This is a genomic window from Paenibacillus sanfengchensis (genome assembly GCF_036864765.1).
Taxonomy (GTDB): Bacteria; Bacillota; Bacilli; order Paenibacillales; family Paenibacillaceae; genus Fontibacillus; species Fontibacillus sanfengchensis.
The window spans coordinates 699,357-710,487 of record NZ_JBAGJC010000001.1 but is presented as its reverse complement, the minus strand read 5'-3'; the positions used below and the strand labels follow the sequence as shown (position 1 = coordinate 710,487).

The window sequence follows — 11,131 nt, the reverse complement described above, 5'->3', positions numbered from 1 at the left end:
TCCGGGGACGGGACATGACTCAAACCCTAAATGGATCAAGTTCGGGAGGAATAGGAATGGAGAAATTGAAACAACGAATCGTGGAGCAGGGCGTGGTGGTATCCGATCAGGTACTGAAGCTGGATGCGCTGCTGAATCATCAGGTCGACCCGCAACTGACGATGGAGATGGGCCGGGAATTTGCCGAGCGCTTCCGGGACGCGGGCGTGACCCGGGTGGTTACGGTTGAATCCTCGGGCATTGCGATCGCTTTTGCCACGGCGTATGAATTGGGGGTTCCCCTGCTGTTTGCGCGCCGCAAAAAGACGCTGCTCGCCGAGCCGGACATGCTGTGCGAACGGGTCCCTTCCTTCACGAAAGGAATCGTGACGGACATTTTGATCTCCCGGGAACTGATTTCGCCGGACGACCGTGTTTTGTTTATCGACGATATCATCGCGAACGGGGATGCGGCCAGAGGGCTGGTTAAAATCATTGAGCGGTCGGGCGCGGAGTTGGTCGGAGCCGGGATTGTGGTGGAGAAATGCTTCCAGCCGGGAGCCAAAGCGCTGCGGGAGCAAGGCATCCGCCTGGAATCCCTGGTGCGCATCGCTTCGCTGGAGGGCGGCCAAGTTGTTTTTGCCGACGCCTGAATCATCCTGAGAAATTAATTCGTTCCAATTTTGCAACAGTTCTTTGCAGGCCTCTTTTTTTTCGTTATAATGGGGATTACTAGGGAGAGGAGGCTTATAAAATGGGGAATGATCCTGTAGTGAACGCGGAATTCTTTATTACTAAATTGTCCGATGCCAAGGTTACTTTCGAACGTGCCCTGGATTGCAAACATACGGAGTTTGACGACCTTTATCCCTATATGCTTGAGCATCCCCAGTTCTTCTGGTATAAGCGCTATGTCGCTTGGTCACAGTTGCTTACGATCGCCGAGCTATGCGAGGAGCTAGGTATTGACTGGAGAGCGGAATTCAGCCCGCAGCAGGTTGGATATGTGAAGCAGCGTGTCATGTCGGCGAAAGTGCTTGATTTCTGGTTCGAGAAGAACGACAGCAAGGAGCATGCCCAACGCTAGAAGGAAATGGGAGGATGGCTCTGCCGATCCGATTGCTGATTATAGTGTGGTTTTATCATGAGCGTTGACGGAAAGTGACGGTCATGGTGTTAAAGGACTCCGTGAATTGCTGCGGAGTCTTTTTTTAATTATCATGAGAGTGATAACTTATTTCCAGAAAGACGGTGAACACGATGATTTCCGATGAAGAACTGAATGCGTTTCGTTTATCGGGTGAAAAAGTCCGGGTCGTGCGCGACGCGCTCCCCGAGAACGACATCCGGGGGATTGTCGTAGCGTGGGACGATACCCACGTACTGATTCGCAGACCCAACCGGAATGTGGTCAAGCTTGACCGGCGCTATAGCATTCGTCCGGCCAGGGAGCCCCGGATTTCGCCGGAAATATAAGCATATTTTTGGCGGAGCGGGACATGGTAGTAAGGTAGTCCGGATAATTTCACGCCAAATCCCTGAGAAAGGATGCCTGAATAGCCATGTCACTCGTCAGTGAAAAGATAAAAGCCTATAAGGATCAGATTCATACTTATGGAGCCGCAGTTCCCGGGGCAACCGAGGCGTATCATGCGTTTACGGGGGAATGTTTTGAAAGCGGCAAGCTGGACGCCAAAACCAAGCAACTGATCGCGCTGGGGATCGCTTTGTCCACGAATAATGAAATTTGCACGTTCTACCATACCGAGGAAGCCAGATCCAAGGGAGCGACAGAGGAAGAACTGCTGGAAACGGTGGCGGTCGCTTCCGCCGCATTGGCGGGAAACGCTTTGTCCCAAGGCGTGATTCGCGTGCAGGAGGCTCTCGGTCAAACGCCGATGCATTAAGGATTCTTCCGTTAAACTAGGACCCCGAGGTTTCTTTAAGGAACACAGGGGTCTTTCTTTCTATGAGCGGTTTGTTATAAACGGATCGGCTCGGACAGCGGCGTCTCGGAGACGTCCGCGCAGCCGGAACCCAAATAAGCACGGATGCGGGAGGCCATTTCACTGCGGAGGACGGGCCAGAGCATCTTCATCGTCCCCCGGTAGCCTCTGCACAGATAATCGGCTTCGATTCCATGTTCATCCTGGGTCAGGCGCAGAAATTTGATCCGGCGCTTCTGGAATTCCGCCATAATCTCATGCTGTACCAAAGAAGCGCGCCGCTCGGCGCCGCGAAGGATCTCCGTATAGAGCTCCGGGCTCTTCAATACGCCGCTCTCCTCTAAAATCCGGGCATCCCGATCCAGTATCCGGCGGATGAAACGCAGCAGAACTACGCTCCGAATCAATGCCAATTCATCCTCCGTAATGCCGGGTACCGCCATTTGGACAACCCCCTTATCCTTATTGAATGGGAACTTATGTTCTTATTTTAGCCAAAGCGCTGCCGAATTAAAAGAGGAAATAAAAGTGTTGACTATGTCTGTGAGTTCATGCTATTATAAATCTTGTCGCTGCGGAAATTGATTTTCTGTAAGAGACACTAAGCGGTCGTGGCGGAATTGGCAGACGCGCACGGTTCAGGTCCGTGTGGGCTAACCCCCCGTGGAGGTTCGAGTCCTCTCGACCGCATCCTAATGTTAACGAAAGAGCTCCTGAATTGTCCTTGTGGATGAATCAGGAGCTTTTTGCATGTACGGGGGTAAATTAAAGGGAATTATTCCTGTTAATTTGGAGCCTAAACGGCTGGGGAGGCGGTTTAGCTGGAAAACCGCCCACTAATTCGACTTAAATGGGGATATCGGCAAATGAGCCGCAAAATAAATGGAGCTTTTCCAGTTAAATCCCATCATGAGGCCAAGAGAGCAGTAGTTTAAAATACTCCACTGCAAGAGTTTAATTTTGTCCAGTGAAGCGGATGGATTTTTCTAATACTATGAAAGCGTAAACAATTGCTTTAAAATGATTTTTACACATGATAGATCGCCGAATGTCACTATAAACTCAGGGAGGTCAATATGGAGAAGCTGTTATACGGTGTCGCTTATTATGACGAATATATGCCTTATGATCGGCTGGATGAGGATATCCGCATGATGAAAGAGGCGGGGATTAACGTGGTGCGGATCGCCGAATCGACCTGGAGCACGCACGAACCGCAAAATGGAGTATTCGATTTCACCTCGGTAGATCGCGTTCTTGATGCGATGCATCGGGCCGGAATTCATGTCATTGTCGGAACGCCTACTTACGCCGTACCGACCTGGATGGTCAAGGAGCATCCGGAGGTGTTGGCAACGACGGCAAACGGACCGGGCAAATATGGGGCACGGCAAATAATGGACATCACGAACCCGACCTATTTGTTTTATGCGGAGCGCATCATCCGCAAGCTGATCTCCCGGGTTAGCGAACATCCGGCGGTGATCGGGTACCAAACCGATAATGAAACGAAGCACTACCATACCGCGGGCCCTAATGTCCAGTTGCTGTTTGTTAAATACGTTCGGGACAAATTCAAAACGCTAGAGGAATTGAACAAGGCGTTTGGGCTAGACTATTGGAGCAACCGGATCAACAGTTGGGAGGACTTCCCGTCCATCATCGGGACGATTAATGGCAGCTTGGGCGCGGAGTTTGCCAAATTTCAACGGAAACTGGTCGCCGATTTCCTGAACTGGCAAGTATCCATCGTTAATGAGTACAAGCGGGCGGATCAGTTTGTTACGCAAAATTTCGATTTTGAGTGGCGGGGACATTCCTACGGCATTCAGCCGGATGTGGACCATTTTGAGGCTTCCCGTCCTTTCGATATCACGGGGGTGGACATTTACCATCCGTCACAGGACGATCTGACCGGGATTGAAATTTCCTTCGGCGGGGATGTGGCGCGATCCACCAAAGGAACGAATTATTTGGTGCTCGAGACGGAAGCGCAGGCCTTTCCCCACTGGACCCCGTACCCGGGGCAGTTAAGATTGCAGGCGTTCAGCCATCTGGCTTCGGGAGCCAATATGGTGGCCTATTGGCACTGGCATTCGATCCACAATTCCTTCGAAACCTATTGGAAAGGCTTGCTCAGCCATGACTTCGAACCCAACCCGATTTATGAGGAAGCCCGAACGATCGGCCGGGACTTTGCGCGTTTGTCTCCGCATTTGGTGAACCTTCAAAAAGAGAATAAAGTCGCCATTCTGGTCAGCAACGACTCGTTAACGGCGATGGAGTGGTTCAAATTTAATTTTTCCAGCACGAAAAAGTATAATGATGTCGTTAGAATGATGTATGATGAGCTGTACCGGATGAACATCGGCTGTGATTTCGTGTCTCCCGCAACCCCGCATCTTGAAAAATATGATCTGCTTATCGTTCCTGCGCTTTATACGGCTTCCAATGATCTTTTGGAGCGGTTAAACCGGTTTGTATATGATGGTGGGCATATCGTTTATACTTTTAAGAGCGGCTTCACGGATCAAAATGTCAAGGTCCGTTCCGAACGGCAACCGGGAATCATCGGCCAAGCATGCGGCATTTCGTATAACATGTTCGTCGAGCCGAAACGGGTGACGTTAAAAGACGATCCGTTCCGGGTCGGTGAAGACCAAAACCAGGTGCATACGTGGATGGAACTGCTCACCCCATCGACGGCGGAGGTGCTCGCCTATTATGATCATCCGCATTGGGGGAAGTATGCCGCGGTCACGCAAAACGGTTACGGCCAAGGGCAGGCCGTGTATATCGGCTGTATGACGAGCGAGGCGGTTATGGGCAAAATTCTGGAGCATGCCGTGAAGAAGGCCGGTTTATGGGGACTGGATCAAGAGATCCGCTTCCCGCTGATCACGAAATCCGGGGTTAACGGGCTGGGCAAAACGGTCCGATATTACTTTAACTATTCTGAAATGCCGGCTTCGTTTGACTATCGTCATCGTGAGGGAATTGAGCTGCTTTCGGACCAAACGGTAAGCTCTGGACAAACCCTGAAGCTTGAGCCATGGGGCTTTACCATTATCGAAGAACAATAAGCCATAGACGCTTTGTATTGAAATAAACGCCTCCCGCATCCGCGAGGCGTTTTCTACTATTTATGCGATATGCGGCATCACAGGGGGGAAGCGAATGTTTGGCAGACTGCGGCGGAGGGTCATTGACCCGTTCAAAACGAGTATCCGCAACAAATTGATTCTGACGATGATATTGATCGCGATCGTACCCGTCGTCGTCGTTACCGCGCTGGCAGCGGAGAACAGCAGCGCTTCGATGGAAGAGCAAGTGATAGGCACCAACCTATCCAATATGAAATGGACGGGGATTTATTTGAGTGATCAGTTTGCCAGACTAAACAACCTGGTCTATTCGCTCCAGATCAGTCCGGGGTTGGCCAATTATCTGAATCGGCCCGAAGCGGAAACCCCGGCCAGCCAATTTGTCGCTCAGCAGAATGTTTTTAATTCACTGAATAGCGTGTATTACAGCGGAGGGAATCACCTGGTCGGCGTCGTTATGTACCTGCATGAAACCGGGACGCTGTTTACGATCAATTCGATGCAAAACGAAGTGGAAGAGATCAGCGGCATACCGCGCGTTTACCGGGATTTGCTGCGGGAGAACAAAGATTTTATCGTGGAGACGGATTCATCGGACCCCGGCAAATTTCGATTGATTCGCAGCATCAACCGCTTTGAAAACCAGGAAAAGCTGGGCTACATCTCCCTGGAGGTACTCTGGTCCTATTTCGATCAAACGATCCGTTTACTTGGCGAAGGAAAGGAGCAGTCCGTGTTCGTTACGGATATGAACGGCCGCATTCTATACGGCGACGGCGAAATCTCTCCTGATGTGGCGGCGGAGCTGCAAGCTTCCAAGGATGCCGGGCCGGGCCAATTCAGAACGGATCGGGAATTCGTTTTTTACAATACGCTGGATCCCGTTGACCTTAGATTGGTAAAAATAATCCCGGTCGCCACGATCAACGAAAGCGCCCGGGCGACGATGAACTATGGTTTGATCGTCGGGATGATTTCCACGATCATCTCCGCTTTATTTGCTTTTTATTTTGCCTGGAAAACGACCAAACCCATCATCGGTTTGGCCCGGGCGATGCGGAAGCTCGATTTGACCAAGGAGCAGATGATTCCCCGGAGCAAGCGCAAAGATGAAATCGGGCTCCTGGAAGCCAATTTTGCCACCATGGCCCAGCGGATCAGAGACCATATTAATACCGAGTACCGGATTCGCCTGGAAAAGAAAACGGCGGAACTTAAAGCGCTGCAATCGCAAATCAACCCGCATTTTTTGCAAAATACGCTGCAGTTGATCGGGGGAATGATCTTCTCGCAAAAACCGGCGGAGAGCTACGGTATCATCCGTTCGCTTAGTGAAATGTTCCGTTATATCGTACGGGATCCGGATACGCTTGCGACGCTTCGGGCGGAGCTTGAACATCTGAATCATTATATGAATATCCAACAGCGGCGCTTCGGCAAGCGGCTCCATTACGAGCTAAACATAGACGGAGATGTGCTGGACTGCCGAATCCCGAAACTGGCACTGCAGCCGATCGTCGAAAATGCATTTGTTCACGGGCTGGATCATAAGACCGGAGAGTGGCGGCTGGAGGTGACGATCCGCCCCGAGTCCGAGGGCATACGGCTGATGGTCCGGGATAATGGGGCAGGGATGGAAAATGCGCAGCTCCAGCGGTTGCGAACGCAGCTGAACCGGGATCTGGAGCAGGTATGGACCAAGGGAACGAGCATCGGGCTGATCAATGTGGCTTCCCGAATCCAGATGTATTTTGGCGCGGAATACAAAATGAGCCTTGACAGCGTATGGGGCAAAGGCACCAGTGTCACGCTGCATCTTCCCGATCAAAAGGAGGGCTAAAGCATGTTCAAAGTATTGATAGTGGATGATGAAGAGTGGAACCGGAATATTATCAAAAATTTGGGCCGATGGGACGAACACAGCATGGAAGTCGTGGGGGAGGCGGAGGACGGTTTGGAAGCGATACGGATGATCGAACGGCTTAGCCCTGAGCTCATCATTACCGATATGCGCATGCCGGGTTCCGACGGAGTAGAACTGATGCGGAAGATGAGCGACCGTTTTCCCGACAAGCAGGTCATCGTGGTAAGCGGGTACGATGATTTCCACTACGCCAGGCAGGCGATCCGCTACAAAGCGGTCGACTATTTGCTGAAGCCGATCGATCCGCAGGAACTGAACGCGGTGTTGGCCAGATGTTGCGTGTCTCTACGGAAGCGCACGGAGCGGCAGGGAATCGATTTGGAGATGTCTTCGAGATGGGCCGCATACGAAAAGCGGTTGGGGACTTACTTTAATGATCTGAATGGCGGGGGACTCCGGAAAGTATGCCATGAACTGCAATCCGATTCGGAGCTTGAATCCGCGTTGAAGCCGGAAACGATCCGCTATCTGGTAAAAGATACTCTGCTGTACTTGAGAGAACTCTGCGCGGCGAACGCGTTAGCCGGCGAATCGGACCGCCCGGCTGAACTTACGGATATGCCAAACTCCTTCCAGGAAGGGGTCCGCTTGATATCCGAGTGTTATGTGAACGCCCTGGAAGAACTGATCAAACAGCGGAAATATAAAAATAAACTGCATTTGGGAGAAGTCAAATCGTATCTTGATCATCATTACGCGGAACCGATCGGTTTGGAGCAGCTCGCCAAGCTGTTTTTCGTCAGCAAAGAGTATTTGAGCAAGGCGTTTAAGCTGGAATACGGCTTAACGGTTACGGACTATGTCGTGGAATTAAGAATGGAGAAGGCGATGGAATGGCTGAAATCGGACGAAGAAGTCGCCATCAAGAGAGTAGCGGAAATGATCGGGTATGAGGACGTGTCCTATTTTCACAGGGTGTTTAAAAAGCATTTCGGAATTTCGCCGGGAGAGGCGAGAAAAGGTTCACAAGGTTTAAAAATATCCAATCGAAAAGTCTAATCCCGTCCAATGAAGCGCTTTCATAAATAAATTAGAATGAAGGCGTAAACAAACATCAACGTTCTGGGGGGTCATCTTATATGAAAATTTGGAAGGGTCTAGCAGGAACCGCGCTAATCGTCTCTTTGCTTGCCGGCTGCGGAGCGGGCGGCGGAAACCATGCGGCGAACAACGAATCGGCAGGGGGCGAAAGCTCCGGCGGGAAAAGCGTCAACTTGAAAATGTTTATCGCCCAACCTCGCCTAAAAGAACATTATGACAAGTACATCGATGCCTTCGTGGCCAAAGAAAAAGCGGAGAAAAACATCGATGTGTCGGTTCAACTGGAAATGCCGCCGGCGGATACCGCCCCGCAAATTTTAAAAACCAGACTGGCTTCCAACGACGCACCCGACATATTCGCGATCCATGCGGTCAACGAAATCCCTCCATTTTATAAAGCCGGGTATCTGGAAGACTTGTCGGATCAACCGTTCGTCGGCAAGCTGCTGGATAGCGTGAAGCCTTCGGTCATGACCGAAGACGGAAAAATTGTTGCGGTTCCGCTCGAGACACTGTCTTGGGGATATTTGTACAACAAGCAGATTTTTGAAGAGCAGGGACTGACGCCTCCTACGACATTGTCGGAGATGAAGACAGTCGTTGAAAAGCTGAAACAAAACAAGATCACCCCGTTTCTTTTATCCGACAAAGAGGCGTGGATTCCGCAATTATTCCTGCCGCTTTCCATAGGTCAACTGGTCAATACGGAAAATCCGGATTTCATCGAGCGGATGAACCAGGATCAAGGCTCCTTCACCGAAATGAAAGGGATGTTTGACATCATCGACTTGGTTTACGCGAACGGTACCAAAAACGGCCTCGAGGTAGGCGGCGACGACGGTGCGGCGATGTTTGCGCAGGGTAAGGCGGCGATGTGGGTTCAGGGCCCCTGGTTTGCGGAGACGATTTTGAAATCCAATCCCGACCTCCGTTTTGGTGTAGCGGCTTTGCCGATCAACGACAATCCCGACGCTACGATGATCAACTTGAGTACGTCTACCTCCTTGGCCGTATCCAAGACTAGCAAAAACAAGGAAGTTGCCCTCGATTTTGTGAACTACGTTCTGGACGACAAGGATTCCAGCGCATTCTTCCAGGCGCTGAAGTTTAATCCGGTCGCCACGGTACACGACTACAGCAGCTATCCTTGGGTGGACGATGCGATGGTTTATGTGAAAGAGGGCAAGTCCTATCAAGATCCACGGATTCCGCAAGCGGTTAAAGATGAATCCGGCAAAGCGCTGCAATCCTACATCGCCGGGCAAATTTCGCAGGACGATGTGCTCACAGCACTCGACAAAGCGTGGAAATCGTATAACAAGGTCAACAAGTAACGCGGCTGCCGGTGAGGAAGGAACGAGAAGTTCCTTCCTTCTCAATTCATAGACAAACGGAGGGGGAGGAAGAACATGCCGTCATCCAGGATCTTCAGGAAGTATATCTCTTTGCTGGCTTTTACGGCCCCGGCACTCGTTATTTACACCATCTTTCTGCTCATACCGACATTCGGCGGAATGTATTACACGTTTACGGACTGGAACGGTTTGAACCAGAATTACAGCTTCATCGGATTTGCCAATATCGTCGAAGCGCTCACGGAGGACCCGGATTTCATTAATGCGTTATTATTTACGCTGAAATATGTCGCATTCATGGTTGTATTGCAAAATGTAATCGCTTTGCTTCTTGCCGTACTCATCGAGACGCGGACCCGGAGCAAAGGATTTTTCCGTACGATATTTTTTATGCCGAATATGATCAGTCTAATTATCAGTTCCTTTATGTGGACCTTTGTTTTTTCGCAAGTGATTCCGCAGCTCGCCGAAAAAGCGGCGATTACTTTCCTTGACCATTCCTGGCTGGGCAATCCAAAATTTTCTTTCTACTCCATCCTGATCGTGTCGCTGTGGAACGGGGTCGGGTACATGATGATTATTTATTTGGCGGCCCTGCAAGGGGTGCCTCAGAGCTTGAAGGAAGCGGCCATTATCGATGGGGCCAATTCGTTCCAAACGTTAAGAAGCGTTATACTGCCGATGATTACGCATGCCGTGACCATTTGCTTCTTCCTGACGCTGAACGGCGCATTCAAAGTGTTTGATGTCGTATACGGACTTACCGGCGGCGGGCCGGGACGAAGCACGCAGGTGATTACGATGAACATCTATGAAGAGGCTTTCTCCAATAACTTCCGCTACGGTTACGCCAGCGCGAAATCGCTCATTCTCTTTGCCATCGTATTACTCGTTACCCTGATCCAGATGAACGTCATGAAGAAAAAAGAGGTGGAAGCATGAGAATGAAGAGAATCAATTCGCTCTTGATCGGGTTGATTTTGTCCGTGGGCGCCCTGTTCACATGTTTTCCCATTTATATGGCGGTCGTCAACTCGTTTAAGACTCAAGGGGAAATGTTCGAATCGTTCGTCGCCCTGCCGACGAAGCTGCACTTTGAAAACTACTCGCAAGCGTTCGAAAAAATCAATCTCCTGAACAGCTCCTTGAACTCGGTGATTGTTTCCGTGATCGGTATCGGAGGAATCGTCTTCTGCTCCGCTTTGGCGGGCTATAAGCTGTCCCGAACCCGGGGCAAATTAAGCAATTTTATTTTTCTGCTGTTTGTGGCCTCGATGCTCGTGCCCTTCCATTCGATCATGATTCCGCTCACCCGGATGGCCAAAACCATGCAGGTGCAGGGCAGCACTTACGGACTGGCGCTGATCTATATCGGGCTTGGCGTCAATATGGCCATTTTTCTGTATCATGGTTTCGTCAAGTCGATCCCGCGGGAGCTGGAAGAGTCCGGACAAATTGACGGCTGCAACGAATTCCAGACCTTTATCCGGATCATTTTGCCGCTGCTTTTGCCCATCACCGTAACGATCGCGATTCTCGACTTTCTGTGGATCTGGAACGACTTCCTGCTGCCGCTGATGATGCTGACGGACGTAGACAACTATACGTTGATCCTGTCCACCAACATGTTGTTCGGGGAGTATAACAAGGAGTGGTCGCTGATTCTGGCTTCGCTGGTGCTCACGGCGATTCCGGTGGTGATGATTTACGCGTTTTTCCAAAAGTTTATTATGGAAGGAATCGCTGAAGGGGCCGTGAAGGGCTAGGCATATGCATTAATTG

Annotated in this window: 11 protein-coding genes and 1 tRNA gene; 11 read left to right on the top strand and 1 reads right to left on the bottom strand. The window is 50.7% G+C overall.

What is annotated here, in order from left to right:
* Positions 1 to 56: 56 nt before the first annotated feature.
* From V4U84_RS03230 to V4U84_RS03215, 4 genes are all read left to right on the top strand, one after another.
* Positions 57 to 632, top strand: a complete 576-nt coding sequence (locus V4U84_RS03230) for a xanthine phosphoribosyltransferase (protein WP_334073315.1) — start codon at positions 57 to 59, stop codon at positions 630 to 632.
* A 101-nt stretch (positions 633 to 733) separates the two neighbouring features.
* Positions 734 to 1,066, top strand: a complete 333-nt coding sequence (locus tag V4U84_RS03225; protein WP_334073314.1) for a hypothetical protein — start codon at positions 734 to 736, stop codon at positions 1,064 to 1,066.
* A 173-nt stretch (positions 1,067 to 1,239) separates the two neighbouring features.
* Positions 1,240 to 1,455, top strand: a complete 216-nt coding sequence (locus V4U84_RS03220) for a hypothetical protein (protein WP_334073384.1) — start codon at positions 1,240 to 1,242, stop codon at positions 1,453 to 1,455.
* Between the two features lie 86 nt (positions 1,456 to 1,541).
* Positions 1,542 to 1,886, top strand: coding sequence for a carboxymuconolactone decarboxylase family protein (locus tag V4U84_RS03215; RefSeq protein WP_334073313.1), 345 nt, complete (start codon positions 1,542 to 1,544; stop codon positions 1,884 to 1,886).
* Positions 1,887 to 1,960: 74 nt separating this feature from the next.
* Here the strand turns inward: V4U84_RS03215 and V4U84_RS03210 are convergent, their stop codons facing one another.
* Positions 1,961 to 2,368 carry a YhjD family protein gene (locus tag V4U84_RS03210; RefSeq protein WP_334073312.1) on the bottom strand — a complete coding sequence of 136 codons (408 nt, stop codon included), beginning with the start codon at positions 2,366 to 2,368 and terminating at the stop codon, positions 1,961 to 1,963.
* A 162-nt stretch (positions 2,369 to 2,530) separates the two neighbouring features.
* Here V4U84_RS03210 and V4U84_RS03205 point away from each other — a divergent pair.
* The 7 genes from V4U84_RS03205 to V4U84_RS03175 all read left to right on the top strand — a co-directional run bounded on the left by V4U84_RS03205 (position 2,531) and on the right by V4U84_RS03175 (position 11,115).
* A tRNA-Leu gene (locus V4U84_RS03205) sits at positions 2,531 to 2,615 on the top strand.
* Positions 2,616 to 3,001: 386 nt separating this feature from the next.
* Positions 3,002 to 5,008 carry a beta-galactosidase gene (locus tag V4U84_RS03200; RefSeq protein WP_334073311.1) on the top strand — a complete coding sequence of 669 codons (2,007 nt, stop codon included), beginning with the start codon at positions 3,002 to 3,004 and terminating at the stop codon, positions 5,006 to 5,008.
* Positions 5,009 to 5,102: 94 nt separating this feature from the next.
* Positions 5,103 to 6,869, top strand: coding sequence for a sensor histidine kinase (locus tag V4U84_RS03195; RefSeq protein WP_334073310.1), 1,767 nt, complete (start codon positions 5,103 to 5,105; stop codon positions 6,867 to 6,869).
* A 3-nt stretch (positions 6,870 to 6,872) separates the two neighbouring features.
* Positions 6,873 to 7,952 (top strand): response regulator, encoded by a 1,080-nt coding sequence (locus V4U84_RS03190; RefSeq protein ID WP_334073309.1) that lies wholly within the window; start codon positions 6,873 to 6,875, stop codon positions 7,950 to 7,952.
* An 80-nt stretch (positions 7,953 to 8,032) separates the two neighbouring features.
* Positions 8,033 to 9,328, top strand: a complete 1,296-nt coding sequence (locus V4U84_RS03185) for an ABC transporter substrate-binding protein (RefSeq protein ID WP_334073308.1) — start codon at positions 8,033 to 8,035, stop codon at positions 9,326 to 9,328.
* Positions 9,329 to 9,403: 75 nt separating this feature from the next.
* A complete protein-coding gene (locus V4U84_RS03180) occupies positions 9,404 to 10,291 on the top strand; it encodes a carbohydrate ABC transporter permease (RefSeq protein WP_334073307.1) in 888 nt (295 codons plus the stop codon).
* Entirely contained in the window at positions 10,288 to 11,115 is an 828-nt protein-coding gene (locus tag V4U84_RS03175; protein ID WP_334073306.1) for a carbohydrate ABC transporter permease, read from the top strand. The genes V4U84_RS03180 and V4U84_RS03175 overlap by 4 nt, the downstream gene beginning before the upstream one ends.
* Positions 11,116 to 11,131 lie beyond the last annotated feature (16 nt).

Bases quoted from the DNA above. Each gene is read 5' to 3' on its own strand.
- V4U84_RS03230 (WP_334073315.1), top strand. From the start codon at position 57: ATGGAGAAATTGAAACAACGAATCGTGGAGCAGGGCGTGGTGGTATCC.
- V4U84_RS03225 (WP_334073314.1), top strand. From the start codon at position 734: ATGGGGAATGATCCTGTAGTGAACGCGGAATTCTTTATTACTAAATTG.
- V4U84_RS03220 (WP_334073384.1), top strand. From the start codon at position 1,240: ATGATTTCCGATGAAGAACTGAATGCGTTTCGTTTATCGGGTGAAAAA.
- V4U84_RS03215 (WP_334073313.1), top strand. From the start codon at position 1,542: ATGTCACTCGTCAGTGAAAAGATAAAAGCCTATAAGGATCAGATTCAT.
- V4U84_RS03210 (WP_334073312.1), bottom strand. From the start codon at position 2,368: ATGGCGGTACCCGGCATTACGGAGGATGAATTGGCATTGATTCGGAGC.
- V4U84_RS03200 (WP_334073311.1), top strand. From the start codon at position 3,002: ATGGAGAAGCTGTTATACGGTGTCGCTTATTATGACGAATATATGCCT.
- V4U84_RS03195 (WP_334073310.1), top strand. From the start codon at position 5,103: ATGTTTGGCAGACTGCGGCGGAGGGTCATTGACCCGTTCAAAACGAGT.
- V4U84_RS03190 (WP_334073309.1), top strand. From the start codon at position 6,873: ATGTTCAAAGTATTGATAGTGGATGATGAAGAGTGGAACCGGAATATT.
- V4U84_RS03185 (WP_334073308.1), top strand. From the start codon at position 8,033: ATGAAAATTTGGAAGGGTCTAGCAGGAACCGCGCTAATCGTCTCTTTG.
- V4U84_RS03180 (WP_334073307.1), top strand. From the start codon at position 9,404: ATGCCGTCATCCAGGATCTTCAGGAAGTATATCTCTTTGCTGGCTTTT.
- V4U84_RS03175 (WP_334073306.1), top strand. From the start codon at position 10,288: ATGAGAATGAAGAGAATCAATTCGCTCTTGATCGGGTTGATTTTGTCC.